This is a genomic window from Niallia sp. RD1 (assembly GCF_024219955.1).
GTDB lineage: Bacteria > Bacillota > Bacilli > Bacillales > Cytobacillaceae > Niallia > Niallia alba.
Genome location: NZ_CP100420.1, coordinates 3,923,095 through 3,941,051 on the forward strand (window position 1 = coordinate 3,923,095; position 17,957 = coordinate 3,941,051).

General features: G+C 34.3%; 18 protein-coding genes and 1 pseudogene. 14 read left to right on the forward strand and 5 right to left on the reverse strand.

Annotated elements, in window-relative coordinates:
- Positions 1-554: 554 nt before the first annotated feature.
- From NKG37_RS18710 to NKG37_RS18735, 6 genes are all read left to right on the forward strand, one after another.
- A complete protein-coding gene (locus tag NKG37_RS18710) occupies positions 555-1,061 on the forward strand; it encodes a redoxin domain-containing protein (RefSeq protein ID WP_169188558.1) in 507 nt (168 codons plus the stop codon).
- A 207-nt stretch (positions 1,062-1,268) separates the two neighbouring features.
- Positions 1,269-1,400, forward strand: coding sequence for an FbpB family small basic protein (locus NKG37_RS18715; RefSeq protein ID WP_016205357.1), 132 nt, complete (start codon positions 1,269-1,271; stop codon positions 1,398-1,400).
- 73 nt (positions 1,401-1,473) lie between these two features.
- Positions 1,474-1,617 carry an acid-soluble spore protein N gene (locus NKG37_RS18720; RefSeq protein WP_016205356.1) on the forward strand — a complete coding sequence of 48 codons (144 nt, stop codon included), beginning with the start codon at positions 1,474-1,476 and terminating at the stop codon, positions 1,615-1,617.
- 189 nt (positions 1,618-1,806) lie between these two features.
- A complete protein-coding gene (locus NKG37_RS18725; protein ID WP_169188559.1) occupies positions 1,807-4,149 on the forward strand; it encodes an AAA family ATPase in 2,343 nt (780 codons plus the stop codon).
- 16 nt (positions 4,150-4,165) lie between these two features.
- Complete coding sequence (locus tag NKG37_RS18730) at positions 4,166-4,606, forward strand: acyl-CoA thioesterase (RefSeq protein WP_101731200.1); 441 nt, start codon at positions 4,166-4,168, stop codon at positions 4,604-4,606.
- A 23-nt stretch (positions 4,607-4,629) separates the two neighbouring features.
- Positions 4,630-4,920, forward strand: a complete 291-nt coding sequence (locus NKG37_RS18735) for a hypothetical protein (protein WP_016205354.1) — start codon at positions 4,630-4,632, stop codon at positions 4,918-4,920.
- A gap of 94 nt (positions 4,921-5,014) precedes the next feature.
- Here the strand turns inward: NKG37_RS18735 and NKG37_RS18740 are convergent, their stop codons facing one another.
- Entirely contained in the window at positions 5,015-5,305 is a 291-nt protein-coding gene (locus tag NKG37_RS18740; RefSeq protein ID WP_016205353.1) for a HesB/YadR/YfhF family protein, read from the reverse strand.
- A gap of 362 nt (positions 5,306-5,667) precedes the next feature.
- Here NKG37_RS18740 and NKG37_RS18745 point away from each other — a divergent pair, with 362 nt between their 5' ends.
- Positions 5,668-6,849, forward strand: coding sequence for an IS110 family RNA-guided transposase (locus NKG37_RS18745; RefSeq protein ID WP_254415096.1), 1,182 nt, complete (start codon positions 5,668-5,670; stop codon positions 6,847-6,849).
- A gap of 209 nt (positions 6,850-7,058) precedes the next feature.
- Here the strand turns inward: NKG37_RS18745 and NKG37_RS18750 are convergent, their stop codons facing one another.
- The 3 genes from NKG37_RS18750 to plsY form a co-directional block, all read right to left on the reverse strand.
- The gene (locus tag NKG37_RS18750) at positions 7,059-8,210 is read right to left on the reverse strand and encodes a CapA family protein (RefSeq protein WP_254415097.1); all 1,152 of its coding nucleotides are present in this window, start codon (positions 8,208-8,210) and stop codon (positions 7,059-7,061) included.
- A gap of 133 nt (positions 8,211-8,343) precedes the next feature.
- The gene (locus tag NKG37_RS18755) at positions 8,344-9,174 is read right to left on the reverse strand and encodes a sensor histidine kinase (protein WP_169188561.1); all 831 of its coding nucleotides are present in this window, start codon (positions 9,172-9,174) and stop codon (positions 8,344-8,346) included.
- A 122-nt stretch (positions 9,175-9,296) separates the two neighbouring features.
- The gene (gene plsY, locus NKG37_RS18760; RefSeq protein WP_016205350.1) at positions 9,297-9,899 is read right to left on the reverse strand and encodes a glycerol-3-phosphate 1-O-acyltransferase PlsY; all 603 of its coding nucleotides are present in this window, start codon (positions 9,897-9,899) and stop codon (positions 9,297-9,299) included.
- 228 nt (positions 9,900-10,127) lie between these two features.
- Between plsY and NKG37_RS18765 the strand changes: the two genes are divergently transcribed.
- The 4 genes from NKG37_RS18765 (at position 10,128) to NKG37_RS18780 (ending at position 15,237) form a co-directional block, all read left to right on the forward strand.
- A complete protein-coding gene (locus tag NKG37_RS18765; RefSeq protein ID WP_169187985.1) occupies positions 10,128-11,243 on the forward strand; it encodes an IS4 family transposase in 1,116 nt (371 codons plus the stop codon).
- 252 nt (positions 11,244-11,495) lie between these two features.
- Entirely contained in the window at positions 11,496-12,914 is a 1,419-nt protein-coding gene (locus tag NKG37_RS18770; protein ID WP_254415098.1) for a phospholipase D family protein, read from the forward strand.
- Between the two features lie 64 nt (positions 12,915-12,978).
- On the forward strand, positions 12,979-13,986 hold the full coding sequence (locus NKG37_RS18775) for a DUF3231 family protein (RefSeq protein WP_169188563.1): 1,008 nt from the start codon (positions 12,979-12,981) through the stop codon (positions 13,984-13,986).
- A 102-nt stretch (positions 13,987-14,088) separates the two neighbouring features.
- Entirely contained in the window at positions 14,089-15,237 is a 1,149-nt protein-coding gene (locus tag NKG37_RS18780) for an acyl-CoA dehydrogenase family protein (RefSeq protein ID WP_367976036.1), read from the forward strand.
- 205 nt (positions 15,238-15,442) lie between these two features.
- On the opposite strand, the gene NKG37_RS18785 is transcribed toward NKG37_RS18780, so the two are convergent.
- A complete protein-coding gene (locus NKG37_RS18785; protein WP_169188564.1) occupies positions 15,443-15,604 on the reverse strand; it encodes a hypothetical protein in 162 nt (53 codons plus the stop codon).
- Positions 15,605-15,875: 271 nt separating this feature from the next.
- Here NKG37_RS18785 and NKG37_RS18790 point away from each other — a divergent pair, with 271 nt between their 5' ends.
- The 3 genes and pseudogenes from NKG37_RS18790 (at position 15,876) to NKG37_RS18800 (ending at position 17,890) form a co-directional block, all read left to right on the forward strand.
- On the forward strand, positions 15,876-16,745 hold the full coding sequence (locus tag NKG37_RS18790) for a carbon-nitrogen hydrolase family protein (RefSeq protein ID WP_016205345.1): 870 nt from the start codon (positions 15,876-15,878) through the stop codon (positions 16,743-16,745).
- A gap of 15 nt (positions 16,746-16,760) precedes the next feature.
- Positions 16,761-17,421: pseudogene (locus NKG37_RS18795) on the forward strand (GNAT family N-acetyltransferase).
- 202 nt (positions 17,422-17,623) lie between these two features.
- Complete coding sequence (locus NKG37_RS18800; RefSeq protein WP_254415099.1) at positions 17,624-17,890, forward strand: hypothetical protein; 267 nt, start codon at positions 17,624-17,626, stop codon at positions 17,888-17,890.
- Positions 17,891-17,957 lie beyond the last annotated feature (67 nt).

The following is a 17,957-nucleotide window of genomic DNA, read 5'->3' on the forward strand; positions in this document are numbered from 1 at the left end:
AAAGCGAAGTGTATTCCGGCTGCGGGGAATCGCACCAAACTTCATGGAAACATCCTTTGAAAAACAAATAAAAGCCCGAACAATTATACGGAACATTCATTAGCATCTTCGTATAATTGTTCGGAATTATCCTTGGCTGGAATACTTATGTCCCAGCCTCGTTTTTATTGGAGGATAAAAATAAAAAATGAAATTTGTTTGAACCAAATTAACAAATAATTTTACGCAACCAACATAATAAAATAAAACTAATTGGATAATCTATAAAAAAGATTTTTTAAGAAGGCCGTTTTCTAAAGGTTTGTTGTTTTTCAATAGAAAAAAAAGAATTAGTTGGAAAAAATGGAGCAGCCGGAATACACGAAGTCGCCACGGGGATTAGCGAGACAGTCTGAGACCCCGGAGGCGAAGCTGAGGAGGCTTAAGCTTAGCCCCACGGAAAGCGAAGTGTATTCCGGCTGCGGGTAATCGCAACAAACTTTACGAAAACAACCTTTAAGAAAAAGTAATCTTACAATAAGTGAATGAAAAAAAGATGAACAAAGGAGGATTTTATGAACCAAAAAATTGTTTCTATTGCTTTTGTGCTGCTAGCCATTTTTTTTCTTACCCATACAAAAGTTGTCCAAGCGGCAACTGGATTGAATATAGGGGATACAGCTCCTAATTTTACACTAAAGGATTTAAGTGGTAAAAAGGTCCAGTTATCTGATTTCAAAGGTAAATCTGTCATGATTAATTTTTGGGCAACTTGGTGCCCTCCATGTAAAAAAGAGATGCTTGATATAGAAACATTTTCTAAAGAGTACAAAGATCAATGGGTTGTTCTTGCTGTTAATGTTGATGGGGGAAATGAAGAAGGTGTTAGACAATTTATCCAAGAGAGAAAGCTCACCTTTCCTGTAATAATGGATGAAAAAGATGTGGTGGCTAATCAATATCATATACTTAGTATTCCAACAACGTACTTTCTTAATAAGGATGGTGTCATCATTAATAAGGCGTATACTATGTTAACATTTGAGCAAATGAGAGAATTGGCACAAAGTAAAAAAGAATAAAAAATGAAAAAGAATATGTAAGCGCTTTACAAAAAGATTCTAATGTACTATAATTACAAATGTAGTAATAAGGAGTGCACGCCTTGTTTAATTATCTGAAAACAAAAACTTTTCTAATAGATTAAAAAATTATTTATTTTTATTGTAATAATTATCAAACTTTTTGGGAAATATGTTAGTACAAATTTATCTAAAGGAGAATGACCTATGAGAAAACCTCGCAAACGTTCATTTCAAGAATTAGTTTTAGAAAATAAAATGCAATTATTAAAGGATAGAGAAGCAATCGAAAAAATTGAAGAACGGTTAGAAAGAAAGCATTTGAAAAAAGTACGTTAATAAGTAAAGCTAGAAATTACCATCAATTTTGCTTGTTCTTTTGTACAAACTATAAAAGAAGGAGTTGATTTAGATGAGTAATCCTAAAAAAGACAGTAAACACTTTGTACCTAGCCATATTGGGACAAAATCTAGAAGCTTTGGTGGGAACAAAGGAAAACAAATGCAGGATAAATCAGGACAACATGCACAAGTAATTCAAACAAAAGGCGAATAATTTCTTCTGTTAAATAGGGCAGCAATAGCTTATCTTTTGTCAAGATGAGCTATTTCTGTCTTTTATTTTGTTGGAATAATAAAGCTTAATTAAGATAATTCCTATGAGTAAAGTAATAATCATTAACGAAAATAGAGGAATATGTTAGTATAAAAAAGGAATGCTAAATTAATTAAGAGAAGTGAATATATGAATACTGAAAAAATGAAAATAAATGTAAGACAACATGATATTTTATCCTTCGAAAAGGAATTTGCAGAGAATGGTTTTGTTAAGGACGAAAAACCGCTTTTAAATAAAATACAAGAGCTTAATGAAGCACAAAACCCAATTGAGATTTCTCAGTTATTAACGATTGCTGCTTTATCTCGTATGCACGGGAATCAAAAGGATACGATTGCTGTCGCTTGGTTAAATAAAGCAATTGAGCTAAACTCAGAAAATACAATGGCACTTAAATACCTTTCGCAATATGATTGGAAGAATTTTAGCAGTTTATTGGAACAACTTGTATTTCCTAATATTCGGGAAACCGATAATCGAACAGCAAAAAGAAAAATCGCTGAGCAATATATTAATAATTGCCGTACCTTTTTAGAACAAATCGAAGAGGAAGTAGCACATATTAAAAATCAGAAAAAAAATGCTGCTTTGTATGAGAATAAACCGGCTGTTGCTAAGTATGAAGAAATGGAAGAAACGTTAGGAGAGGTAATCGAGAAAACATCTGCATTACTGAAATCTGCAGAAGAATATGAGGAATCCATAAGTGGTGTTTTTCATACATCCATTTATTATGAAAGTGTAAAAAAATTAATTGAAGAACTTCAAGAACTAAAAAAAGAATGGACAAACCTATTTATTGAGGAAGAACAAGGTGATGCTGCTTCTCTTTCCTCATTAGAAGAACTGGAGCAAATGGTTGGCTTAGATACAGTTAAGAAAAGAGTACGAGATTTTTATCAGTTTTTAAGCTATCAAAAGTCTCGAAAAAAACTTGGCTTTATGATTCAAGACGAGTTAAGCTTAAATATGATCTTTACAGGGAATCCTGGTACTGGAAAAACAACATTAGCTCGGTTGATGGCAAAAATTTATCATGAACTTGGTGTGCTGCCTAGCGCAGAGGTAGTAGAAACCGATCGATCACAATTAATTGGCGGGTATATGGGACAAACAGAAGAAAATGTTCGTTCCGTTGTAAAACAAGCGGTTGGCGGTGTGTTATTTATCGATGAAGCCTATAGTTTAAAAAGAGAGGGTCAATCTGGCAATGATTATGGGCAAACAGCAATAGATACACTAGTTTCGTTAATGACAGGTTCAGAATTTGGCGGGAAATTTGCTGTTATTTTAGCAGGGTACCCTGAAGAAATGCGACAATTTTTAGACGGAAACCATGGTTTAAGAAGTCGCTTTCCTGCATCCAATATGATTCATTTACCAGATTATACTCCTAATGAATTATTAGCAATTGGGGAAAGAATAGTGTCTGCTAACGACTATGTTTTGACAGAGGATGGAAAAAGAGCGCTTTTAAAAAGAGTGGAGAAGGAACAAGTTGATGAAAGCTTCGGGAATGCCCGTGCTGTTCGAAATATTGTCCTTGATGCGATATTTAGTAAAGGTTCTCGTAAATCAAATGATCAGGAAATATTAAAGTATACGTTGTTACAAGAATCAGATTTTGTATGTGAAGAAGAAAACAATTCGATTGATCCAGCGAAAGAGCTTAATAATCTGATTGGTTTAGCAAAAGTAAAAGAAGAAATAAAGAAAATAATTGCTTTTGTAAAAGTTCAGCAGCTCAGACAAACAAAAGCGAAAAAGAATTTACCAATCCAATTACATGCTGTATTTACAGGTAATCCTGGAACAGGAAAAACAACCGTTGCAAAATTATATGCACAGTTTCTTAAAGATTGCGGAATTTTGAAAAGAGGTCACTTAGTAGTAACAAGCAGGGCGGATTTTGTTGCCGGCTATGTCGGGCAATCTGCTATTAAAACGAGAAAGAAAATAAGAGAAGCACTTGGTGGTGTACTATTTATTGATGAAGCTTATTCCTTATTGGGTACTAGCGGTCAGGATTTCGGCAAAGAAGTTATTGATACATTAGTAATGGAAATGACGAACCATAATGAGAACTTAGTTGTGATTCTTGCAGGATATCCAAATGAAACAAGCGCTCTGTTACAAAGTAATCCAGGGCTAACTTCAAGGTTTAAAAAGTTTATCCATTTCGATGATTATTCTCCAGCGGAATTAATTGAAATAATGAAAATGTATGCTGCGAATTATGATTATGCATTATCAGATGAAGCAATTACTATGCTTGAAGATCAACTTCCTACTGTTTCAACAGACGGAAATGGTCGATTTGCCACTAATATAATGGATGAGGCAGTACAATTACAGGCATTGCGACTTTCTGATCAATTGGAACAAGGGATAAATCCGGATGTATCAACAATTTCAGCAGACGATATTAAATATGTTTTAAATGGATATAGACGGAAATTCGAAGGATAGGTTGGTGAATGAATAGATGGATAACTACTTTATCTCAACAAGAGATATTGAATTATATTATGCGGACACAGATATGATGGGGGTCGTATATCATGCTAATTATCTAAAGTTTTTTGAGCGTGGAAGAACGGGGCTAATTGAAGATCTTGGCTATAGTTATTTAGAAATGGAGAATGAAGGATATTTCGCTCCCGTCTATGATGTGTATGCTGTATATAAAAAGCCATTACGATACGGTGATCAAGCAAAGGTTAAAACATGGGTAGAAACAAATGATGGTATAAAAACTGTTTACGGATACCAAATTATTAATCAGGATGAAGAAATTTGTGTGGAGGGAACTACCACTCATATTATAGTGTCGAAAGAAACTTTTAGACCAAAACCCTTTAAGAAGATTTTTCCGGCATGGTTTAATAAATATGAGGAAATTAAAAAGCAACCGACAGACAAGTAAGAAAGCAAAGGGAGGTTGCGAAAATGGCTTTTGGATTGAAGAAAAAAGAGCTGGCAGAGTGGAAAAGACAAATAGATAATGGAGAAATTGCTTTTTTAACTCATTATTGGTTGGATGATCGCTTCCCTGGTTGTAAGACGGTAACAAAAGTTGGTTGTGCCGATCTAGAAAAATTAAAAAACTGGGGAAAGAGGTATGGTTTAAAGGAAGAATGGATTCATTATCGAAAAGATGGCTATTCTCATTTTGATCTATTAGGTGATACGCAAAAGAAGATTTTAGAAGAAGAAGGAATCACACATCCTCTGCAATAGGATGTCAGCTTTAATAAAAAACAGCGGGATTGAAGAATTATGTTCTTCATTCCGCTGTTTTTTGTTTAGTAGAGTAATTCATTATTTTAAAAACTTACTGAGCATGACGATATTCAGGTTCATTTGCTACTTCATTGAAATCCGCAAATAAATCTTGATCGTCAAAATACCATAAATCTTTTTCCTCGATATAGTAATGAATACCGTTCTTTTCTGTCTCGACACCAACGTTTACAGGCTGTTCGTTTGAAATACCTAATGAAAATCCTTGTTGTACTGTACTGCATCCACCGTAGCGAGCAAAGAAACGAACGTAGTCACCATTCTTTAATAACATTTCATCTTTATACCATTCAGCAGCTTTATCGCTAATTACAATTTTCATTTTTATATCCATTCCTTTCGCTTCGCTCAAGGCACAAAACGTAATGAAACAAGTTTGCACTGAGCGTTATTTTGGCAAATCTATAGCCATAGGGATACCAATCAACTACAAATCACGCGGAGGTGAGTGGGCTGCTCCAGTTGTGGAGTGACCGCATTTTTATATGTGTAGATTGCCTTTCCAAGCACAAATAAGTGTGACTTCGAGCACGCAGACTTATCTTTGTATAAACATTACTCGTTTATTGCTGGGCAATCAGTCAATGTTGTCTATCCCTATAAATCTTATAAAGGAGTTTTCCCTATGGCTTTAAAATTGTTTATCCCATTTGTTGTGGAATTGATGTCCACAAATCCTTTGTTGTGGCTTGTATTGCCTCCACTTCCAAAGGAGTAACCACTTACAAACGCCATCGCTTTTCAACCTATACAAAAGGATTGCTTGAGCTGTCACAATGGCTTTGTGAAAATGATTGTCAGGATGTTTGTATGGAATCTACCGGGAAATACTGGATTCCTGTGTTCAATGTACTAGAAGATTCCTGTAACATCACCTTGGCGCATCCTAAGTATGTCAAGGCAATCCGCGGTAAAAAAACCGATAAAAAAGATGCTAAATGGATTGCTGATTTATTTAAACATGATCTTGTAGCCGGAAGCTTTATGCCTCCACTTGAGATTAGGCAGCTTCGTGACCTTATGCGTTATCGCTTCAAGCTGACTAACTTTATGTCGAGTGAGAAAAACCGTCTTCAAAACAGTTTAACTGTGTCTAATATTCAGCTTGGAAATATTGTTTCGGATACCTTCGGCAAAAGCTCCATGAACATTATTGAGAAGCTACTAAAGGATCCATTAGACACCTCATTTGATTTAGAACCTTTAATTCATGGCTCCATGAAGCATAAACTTCCTGAACTCGAGCTCGCTATTGATGGATACATTACATCTGAACAGGCTGAAAAATTAAAGGTTATTAAACAACATTATGAAGACCTTGGAGCCCGTAAAGCAGATCTTGAAAAAATTATTCTTTCACTTGCCGCGTCCTACCATGATGAAATCAACTTAATCTTAACTGTTCCGTCTTTTAAAAACATTTTTTCCGCCATTGCCGTGGTTTCCGAAATAGGTGTTGATATGGACGTGTTTCCGACAGCTAAGCATTTATGCTCCTGGGCAGGACTTACACCCACAAATAACGAGAGTGCCGGCAAGAAAAAGTCAGTAAGAATTTCAAGAGCTGGATGTTACATAAAACCACTTTTGGTGCAATGTGCAACCGCAGTGGTTAAAAGTGAAAAACATCCCGAAATTCGAAACCGTTACCTACGGCTAAGAAAACGCCGTGGTCACAAACGAGCAATTATTTCGATTGCACGAATGCTTTTAACAGCTATCTACAATATTCTCAAAAAGAAAGAAGCCTATAACGCTGAATTATATTTAAAATCGGATGTTCTTCCAGTAAACCGTGAAATCACGGTAGAACAAGCGATTTTATTAGCTAAAAACCATGGTTATCATGTGTTAGAAGCATCTTGATTTTGTCGTATAAATTTTAAAAAAATCATCCAATGATGGTTTATTTGTCATGCATTCTTTTTGAGATAGTGATTTCAATAATTATTTCAGACTTAACACCTCTTATAAGTTTTGCTCCGATTTGGCAATGAAGCATGTATTTTTAAATTAAATACTATAGATTAATTATAAAGCAATGTAATCTAATTATCGAATAATTGAATTTTCACTTATTCAGCTTGTCCTTGCTTTAGCATGTGTTCCATTATCTCTGAATATATAGAAGGTCCATATTTATCGATTGCTGCTTGTGAATCAATTAGTGGATGCATTTTATAGTCTCTTTCTGCTTTACTTGAAACGAAGGTAGGATAAAAAGAAGGAGTATCCATAGTAATGCTGGTTGACTTTCCTTTTTTCTTCTTATTCACTGTAACAGTCATCATGCCGCCAAGATCTCGATACTCCTCGTCTTGTCCTGATAAAAAATTCCCTAGTGAATAGACTACTAAACCTTTTTGGCCGTTTTTTCCTTCTAACCATTCGAATGGCTGAAGAACATGTGGATGACTGCCAAAAATAATATGAACACCTTCATCTATTAAAAACTGTGCCAATTCTTTTTGTTCCTGAGAGGGAAAACGCTGATATTCATTACCCCAGTGAACGGCCATCACAATAACATCTGCTTCTTTCTTCGCTCGTTTTATTTCATTACTCATTCTTTTTTTATCGATTACATTTACAATATACTCACTTCCTTTTGGGATGGGAATCCCATTTAAGCCATAAGTATAAGCTAAGTAAGCAACTTTAATTTCGTTTTTTTCTAAAATAACGATTTTATCTTGATCTTCCTTTGTTAAATACGTTCCAACATGGGGAAGACCTATTTGATTTAAGTACTCAATCGATAGCTTTTGGGCATCTACTCCACGATCCAATGCATGATTATTTGCGGTGGTGACAATATCAACACCCGCATTTTTTAAACTATCAGCAATTTCATGAGGACCATTAAAAGTAGGGTATCCAGATAACCCAATCGATTCACCTGCAACTATTGTTTCTTGATTTGCCAACAACAAGTCTGTTTTTTTTAATTCACTCGTAATATTAGATAACATGTTATCAAAATTAAAGTGATCACCCACGCGAGCATCATTATAGACACGATCATGAATTAAAATGTCTCCAATGGCTGCAATTGTAATTTCTTTAGATTCTTCTTTTGATAAATCATAAGTGTCTCTCCCTGAAATAGGGCGAACCTCATTGAATGAAGAGGATGGATCAGATTTTCCAACATTCATAAGCATTAGTCCACTTATTCCAATGAGAACTAGCAAGAGTACTAAGAATAGTAGTAAATTTTTTTTCATAAGTAGCCTCTTTTGTTTCTGTATGTCTTTTTTATCACTTTCCATTAAATAGCATAACAAAAAAATAATAGTTTGTAATGCATTCAGGTGTATTTTTACATAATAGCGGTTTTTTGAAACTTTCGAATTAGTATTAATTAACCTTAACATAAATCGGAAAATGGAAGAAAATTGTAGTACCTTTATTAACTGTACTTTCGACATTCACTGTTCCAGCATATTTCTCAATCAGTTGTTTGCAAACATAAAGTCCCATGCCTGTTCCATTTTTTTTCGTCGTTTGTAAAGGAGTGAATAGATTACTTAACTGCGTTTTTGACATTCCACAACCACTGTCTTTTATCATTATAACTAGGCTTTCCTTACATACTGTTGTAGTAATCCTTACTTCCTTTTGTCTGGAAAGGAGATTAGTTTCTGTTGCTTCAAATGCATTTTTTACAATATTTACAAAAATTTGTGTGAGATGTTGTCTATTTACAGTACATAGCGCTTTATCTGCGCAAAAATCAGCAATTAAGTTTATGTCCTTTAAATTTGCTTCACTTTTAAACACGGGATATAAATTTATAAGCAACTCATTAATAGATAATGGGGTAATTTCATTTGATTGTGATTTGGATAGAGTTAGAAAGTCAGTAATTAGATCGTTTGCACGCGTAAGTTCTCCGAGCGCAATGTCCGTGTATTGATGAATAAGCGCAATATCATTTGTTTGTTTAATCAGTTGTAAAAAACCACTTACAGATGTTAGTGGATTACGTACTTCATGCGTAATACTACTAACCATTTTTGCGATATTTTCGCTGTATGTAGTAGAAAGAGACAAGGATTGTAAGCTATCCATTAGTGTTTTCATGGTTTCTGTTTGCTCCTGAAGTTTTTCTTCTACAAGCTTCCATTTATTTGCAAAGCATATAGTTGCTTGATCGGATATTTTTTTCGTTATATTTGAAGTGGTCAATTGCATTCGCCCCTTTTAGATTATAGTAAAAGGTATGACGAAATAAATCATTTTATGTCATAAAAATACTCTAGGAATACTTGCCAAATAAAAAAAGACCGAAATTGGTCTTTTTTTGCTTTTTATAGCCAGCTTACTTTTGGTTCAGTTTTATTTATGATTCGTTTAATATTTGCACGGTGTCTATAAACGACAAAAATAGTGAGAATGGCAAGAATCAAGATTAATAATTTATCATCCCAAAGTATCAGCGAATAAATTAAACCGGCAATTCCTGCAATCATGGAAGACAATGAAACATATTTGGATAAATAGAGTGTAATAAAGAAGATAGCTATTATGATAAGGAATAAAAGCGGTTCATGTCCGAGTAGGATTCCTGCTGATGTAGCAACTGCTTTCCCGCCCTTAAAGCCAGCGAATACCGGATACATATGACCAATTACAGCAAAAACACCAATTACTAGAGGATTTATGTCTACATCGATATTCCAAATAAGCGCAACAATTAGAGGTAATACCGTAGCGATTGTTCCTTTTAGTATATCGGAAATCGTTACCGCGAAGCCTGCTTTTTTGCCAAGAACTCGGAATGTATTTGTTCCACCTAAATTCCCACTACCATGTTCACGGATATCTATATTATAGAAAGCTTTGCCTATTATTAGTCCAGAAGGAATAGAGCCAATTAAATAAGCTAGTATAATTAATAGTCCAATAATCAATTTCGTATTCTCCTTCACTTATGTATACTATTTGCCTTTATATTGTACCATGTAATTGCTAAATCTCATCATTTTTTCAAAAAATAATCACTAGTGTTGCATTAATTTAAATTCACTATTAAAAATACTCAAAATGTTCAATATTATTATTTTGCGCAAAGAAAAAGTCCTTTATAATGGATTAGTCAGGTGGTAACCCGTCCAAATCCACTAAAAAAGGACCATCACATGGACAAGATTACACGAAAAACTTCATTTGGACAATGGTTTTCACCTATAAATCTTCAATTATTTGAAGAAAACGTGAAAACGATGAAATTAGATTACTATACGAAAAAATTAACGACAGAGTCATTTCTAAAATTACTACTTTTTGCGCAGCTACAAGAAATTGAAAGTCTGCATGCGCTGGGTGATTGTCTTTTCGATGACCAGCTTCAAAAAGGGATAGACCTTGATTCTATTAGTATTTCTCAGTTGTCACGGCGGTTAAACGGCATAAACCCTGATCTATTTCAAAGGCTTTTCCTTGATTTAGTGTCACAAATTCATGCCAAAACGCATTACACGAAACTCGTGATGCCGTTAAAAATCATTGATTCAAGCACATTGCCACTTAATTTGACCAATCATAAATGGGCTAAATTCCGCAAAACAAAAGCAGGTGTAAAGTTACATTTGCGCCTTGTGTTTATGGAAAAGGGTATATCCTATCCTGAAAAGGCCGTTATGACAACGGCAAAAGAACATGACCGTGGTCAGCTTGAAATCATGGTGGATGACAAGGAATGCATGTATGTGTTTGACCGTGGTTATCTAGACTACGAGCGCTTTGATCGCATGACTGATGATGGCTACTTCTTTCTTTCACGGCTACGCAAAAATGCAGTCATACGGAACGTTTACGATTTTAAGCTACCCAAGGATACAGCTGTTTTATCAGACCAAATGGTGTTGATAGGTACGACTCAAAACCGTGCTGAAAATTACTTTCGGCTTCTAAAAGTGATGGACTCAAAAGGAAATGAACTTCATTTAATTACAAATCGTTTTGATTTAAGCGCCGAAGAAATTTCAGAAATGTATAAATCACGGTGGGCAATTGAGCTGTTTTTTAAATGGATCAAACAACATCTCAGCATCAAAAAGTTCTACGGTCAAAGCGAATGGGCGATTCAAAATCAAGTATTTATCGCACTAATTGTTTTTTGCCTACATGTTCTCGTGCAAATCGAGACCAGAAGCAAGCGAAAAACCTTACAGATTAGCCGTTATCTAAGGGCTGCATTGTGGAAACCAGCGAATGTTTGGCTTCGAAAGATTGAAGGAAAAGCCATCCCTTAAATATGCAAATTGTCGTCGTTGCAAAAGTCTAATTGTAAATAAATTTCCAAATGGATGGGGCCACCTTTGATTGGGTATTTACTTTTTTGCCTCTAAACAGGGAAGGTGAGTAAACTGAAAATTATGACACTATTTATGCAACACTAGTGAAAAATAATCAATATATTATTCCTTTAATCGGTAAAGCTAATGAGATATAGAGATATAATAGCAAATTAATAAATCGGAGAGAAAAGTGAATGGGGGTAAAAGATGAAACGAATAATCCTTATTTTATTTATTCTTTTTATCATTATCTATAGTGGTACGATTTACTATCATTTAAAAAAATCTTTGCCAAATGGAATGTCAATAGAAGGAGATATTCATCAAGTAGAGGATGTAGAGCTTTTGACAGATCTAACGTATAAAAATAAGCAAAATGAAAGAATAGTGGAACATGAAATAGTCGATTCTATGATAAAAGAGGTACAAAATGCGAATGAGTTTATTGTAATCGATATGTTTTTATTTAATAAAGACACAAATAAAGACCAAGAATATCCACGACTAGTTGAAAAGTTTACAGAAGTTTTAATAAAGAAAAAACAAGAAATGCCCTCTATCGATATTGTATTTCTAACAGATAAAATTAATACCGTGTATGGTTCCTATAATTCAGAGGAATTTAATAAGTTAAAGGATGCCGGGGTAAAAGTGATCGAAACAGATGTCAAAGCTTTACGAGATTCTAATCCGCTCTATTCTGGTTTTTGGCGAATGTTTGGACAATGGGTAAAAACAGGCGGTGATGGTCATCTACCAAACTTACTTGCTAACAGTGCTCCAAAGGTTACTACTTTATCGTATTTAGAATTATTAAATGTAAAAGCGAACCATCGAAAACTAGTAATTACCGAGAAATCAGCGATTATATCGAGTGGTAATATTCATAATGCTAGCGGGTATCACTCAAATATTGCATTTAAAGTAAACGGAAATATTATTAACGACTTGCTCCAAAGTGAAGAAAGTACAGCCAGACTGAATGAAACGCTAAATCTGCCTCGGATAAAAATCCAGGAAGAATCAAAGGCTGAGGTGAAAATTCAAATATTAACGGAAGGAAAAATAGGCAAGCATGTGTTAAAAGAAATCAAGAATACAGAGAAAAGCGATTCGATTTGGATCGGGATGCTTTATTTAGCAGATCGAAAAGTAATGAATGAAATAAAAGCAGCAGCTCAAAGAGAGGTAAATATTTATTTAGTATTAGACCCAAATCAAAATTCATTTGGAAATAAAAAAGCTGGATTGCCAAATATTCCTGTTGTGGCAGAACTAAGAAAAGCGCAAGCAGAAAAATACATTCATATAAAATGGTACAACACTGGAAAAGAGCAGTTTCATCCGAAAATAGTGCTAATAGAAAGAAATAGCGAAAATACGATTATCAATGGCTCTGCAAATCTGACTCGAAGAAATCTATATGATTTTAATTTAGAAACAGATATTAAAATCATGGCTAGTAAAAACACGAAGGTATTGAAAGATACAAAAGCGTATTTTCAAAAATTGTGGACAAATGATGGTGCAGAATTTACGAAAGATGTAGATACCAAAAGCAATCTACCTTTATTTCGTTATATTATCTATCGTCTGCAAGGCTTTTTAGGGTTTACGACTTATTAAATACAACTAATATTTTTTTGAGATTTTCAAATAATAGTACTAGCTATTAATAGGAGGGAACATCATGAAACAGAAAGAGATTATAACTTCATCGGAGCTTGCGACACTATGGATGACCTATCAAGAAAAAACAATGTTTCTTCGTATGGTTGAATATTTTCATGCTGTTAATGAAGATAAGAAAGAACAAAATTTTTATGAAAGCCATTTAAATAGATTATCCAAAGAGATAAAGAAAATAGAAGCGATTTTGCAAGCAGAAGGAGCAGTTGTTCCAAACGGGTTTTCTGAACAAGATGTAAATAAACAGGCTCCACCTTTGTTTCAGCCGACATTCGCATTACAAATAATGCGAATATTAGCAGAAATTGGAATGGGGCTACATGCTATCCATTTGGCAAGATCTTATCGGAAAGATATTATCCGTTTATTCCAAGAATTATCTGCTACGACGCAGCATTGTTACGAGGAATGTACAGAACTATTAATTGAAAAAGGGGCATTAAGCTGTCCTCCCCAAGTTTCGATGCCAGAGCAAGTGGATATGGTAGTAAATACTCAATATTTAAAAGGTACCAATATATTTGGCAATAAAAGAGTCTTAAATACAGTGGAAATTTCCTTTCTTTATCAATCGATTGAAAGTAATAGCATCGGTCAACAATTAATTACTGGTTTTGCTCAAGTAACAAAAGATCCTGAGCTGAAAAAATTCTTTACGCAAGGAAAAGAACTTTCGAAAAAAATTATTACGAAGCTTTCCAAGAAATTGATGGATGATGATATTCAAATACCGCTAGCTTGGGTAGGAAGTCCAACTGTTTCAACGATTGCTCCTTTTTCTGATAAATTAATGCTGTATTGTATTAGCCTATTCTGTAGTTTCGGACTTGGTAGTAACGCTATTGGAACAACATTTAGTTTGCGGAAGGACCTGCCATCTACTTTAATTCCACTTATTACGAATATCTATGATTATGGCGTACAAGGAGCAGAACTAATGGCGAAAAAAGGATATACGGAAGAGCCGCCAGGAATGGAAAATCGCAAAAATATCATTAATAAAAAATAAAGATTTTCTTGTATAATGGGTCCATTGCATTTTACTTATCAGTAATTGGAAATAGTGCTATGATATACCTTATAAATGAACTTGTAAGGGAGATGCGCTATAGTGACTGGATTTTTTAGATCGGAAACAAATTTTACGAATAGATTAACAGAATTGTTTGAAATGAGTAAAAAATTTTCGGAAAGAGCGAAGGAAGTGGATGAAAATGCATCTTTTCCTTTTGAAAATATTAAAGAATTACAGGAATCTGGTTACACCAGTTTAACAATACCTAAAAAGTATGGCGGACAAGAACTGTCTTTATATGAATTAGTTAGGCTACAAGAAGTGATTGCTCAAGGGGATGGTTCAACTGCTTTATCGATTGGCTGGCATATGGGAGTTGTTCGAAATATTTATGAGGCAAACTGGGATAAGGATATGCTAAAAGAGGTGTATCAGCCATTGCTAAATGGTGCTTTAATAAATGGAGCTGCAACAGAACCACAAACTGGAAGTCCAACAAGAGGTGGAAAACCACAAACAATAGCAGAAAAGAAAGGCGAAAATTGGGTTATAAATGGACATAAATCTTTTACCACGATGTCACCAGTTTTAGATTATTTTCTCGTTACGGCATCCATTAAGGATACAGAGGATGTTGGGAACTTCCTTATCCCTAAAGAAAGAGATGGGATTCGCATTGAAAACACTTGGGATAGCATTGCTTTAAGAGGGACTGGTAGTAATGATGTATATTTTGAAGAAGTAGAAATTCCCGCTCGTTATTTTGTAGAAAAATTAGAAAAACGAAAAAAAGTCAATCCGTGGCTTTTGCACATTCCAGCATGCTATCTGGGAATTGCAGGTGCAGCACAAAAAGAAGCAGTCGCTTTTGCAAAAAATTATTCTCCTAATAGCATCAAAGGGACCATTAGTGACATTCCAAGCGTACGAACAAAAATTGGTGAAATCGAATTGAAAATGCAAACTGCCAAACACTTTTTATATTCCGTTAGTAAAAAATGGGATGAATCAGACAAGGAACAACAATTTCAATTACTCCCAGAATTAAGTGCTGTAAAATTAGTTGCAACGAATACAGCAATCGAAGTAGTAGATATTGCCATGCGCATCGTCGGCGCACGTAGTTTGTCCGCCAAAAGTCCACTGCAACGATACTATCGAGATGTGCGAGCTGGATTACATAACCCACCAATGGATGATATGACAATCGAACAACTTGCCGTTAAATCTTTAAATCAATTTTAATAAACATAATAAAAAATGATTGTTTTTAAAAGCAATCATGTATAATCGTAGTCAAATCACATGCTATAAAGAAAATGAGGGGTTTACTGCCCTTTTAGAGTTGGATAAATAGAGGCCATTTGACTACGATTTTTAATTTTTTTCGATATTATTATTTAATTAATCATTCATTCATTACTAGTTAATCCAAAATGATGAAAATGGATTAACTAGCCTTTTTCAAATTAGCTTTCATTCTATACTTTCTGTAAAGGCTTAGGAAATAAGTTTCTATTCGAAAAGCACCGTTTATGTATCTTTTTACCCCTAAGACTACTAGCTCTTCTAGTAAAATAAAAAATAGAATTGCATAAATAACAACTGCCATAGTAAATTTCCCTCCTTATCCCTCTCTTCCTTTTTTTCTTGCAATCCAAACAATGTATTATCATAAATAATATGAACATTTGTACTTTTAAGAACATAATTATAAGAAGAAAATAGCAATAAACAAAATAACACGAAACGATTGAAAAATTAACAGAAATAACGCATAATCATATTTTGAATAATTATTTTATTAAAAGGACTCTTCTTATATAATGAAGTGTTTTTACCCGTAGAGAGATATAAAATACCACTATAAAGGGAGATGGAAAATGAAAATAAGAGTTTCTGCCGTACAGTACAAGTTGGAAAACATTAAGTCCTTTGAAGAATTTGCAAAACAATGTGAGCATTACGTTCGAACAGCCCTTGAATTTGGCGCGGAATTTGTTTTATTTCCTGAATTTTTTACGACGCAGCTTTTATCCATGGGCGATGAAAATAACGCTTTAACAATAAATGAATTACCTGGATTTACTGAACAATATCAGGATTTGTTTAGATCATTTGCTGTTCAAACCGGCATGCATATTATCGGTGGAACTCATGTTATTCGCAGAGAAGATAAATTGTATAATGTAGCTCATCTGTTTTATCCAGATGGCAGAATAGAAGAACAGGCAAAGCTTCATATTACACCTACAGAGATTTATGAATGGAATATGGAAAAAGGTGATTCTTTCCGCATATTTGATACAGAAAAAGGAAAAGTCGCGATCCTCACATGTTATGACATTGAATTTCCAGAAATTGTTCGCATGGCAAAAGCAAAAGGAGCAGATGTTATTTTTTGTCCTTCATGTACAGATGACCGCCATGGTTTCCATCGTGTCCGTTATACTTGTCATGCAAGAGCAATTGAAAATCAGATTTATGTAGTAGTAACAGGAACAGTCGGTACACTAACAAACGTAGACTTTATGCGTGCAAATTTTGGGCAGGCAGCTGTTATTACGCCAAACGATATTCCGTTTCCTCCACAAGGAATACTTGTAGAGGGTGAACTTAATAATGATATGGTTGTCACTGCAGACTTAGATCTTTCTTTATTATATGAAGTAAGAGAGAAAGGCTCTGTAACAACTTGGAGAGATAGAAGAACAGATCTATATCCTGATTGGAATTCGACTGTGGAAGGATGAGAAATGTGATCCACAGTGAATTTTTTTCTTTATGATGCTGACATTCCAATTTCTTGTACTGTAAGAAATTATCAGGAAAAAGATTTTAAAGAATTAATTGCTATTCAATCAGAATGTTTTCCAGCGCCTTTTCCAGAAGAATTATGGTGGAATGTTGAGCAATTATCCAGCCATCTTGCCCATTTTCCAGAAGGAGCAATTTATTGTGGAAGTTAGTGGAGAACTTGCTGGTTCTTTAACCTGTCTGCGTGTCTCTTATGATTCTAAGACTCCTCTTCATACATGGGAGGACATAACAAATAATGGATATATCTCAACACATGATGAACAAGGAAATGCATTATATGTTGTAGATATTAGCATTCGACCTAAATTCCGAAAACTTGGTCTAGGAAAAGTTCTCATGCAAAGCACCTACTATTTAGTCATAGAATTAGGCTTGGATCGATTGCTTGGTGGCGGTAGAATGCCAGGCTATAAAAAATATGCTAAAGACCTTACCGCAGATGCCTATTTGAAAGAGGTTATGTCAGGACATATAAAAGATCCTGTTATTTCTTTTCTGTTACGATGTGGCAGAATGCCAGTTACTGTATTGCCAAATTATTTAGAAGATGAAGATTCATTGAATTATGCTGTTTTAATGGAATGGAATAACCCATTCCAGCAAAATTAAATATCTAGCAAAAATGCCTTACTTAGCTATTTGATATTACTGGAATTATCAATAGCTAAGTAAGGCATATTTTTATTTGGATTTTGCGAATATCGGTATTTTGCCTAGTAACCAATGTTGGAAATATGTGAATTATATTATATTTTGTCACAGTTTATATTTTAATTTGTCATTAAAAAATCCACTTATTGGAGGGTGTACTATGAATTGGTCGAATAAAGATTGGAGTATTGAGGATGCCAAATATGCTCCAAAGAGAATGGTGAACAATGTGCAAAGCAAGTATATCAATCATATGAGTGGATACTTATACAGTCCAAAGATGAAAAGAGCTGTGGGGTATGAATCATTATGGGGTGAGTGTCTATTTTACTATATTTTAGAACTACACTTGAACACAGTTAGGTATTATGAACAGCCTGTTGAAATACCAATTAAGTTCTTTAATATAGAATTGAAAAAAATGTAGAATGGAATCATATTCCAGATTGCTTAGTCTTTAAAGATAACTCAGTACCTATTCTTTATCAAATTAA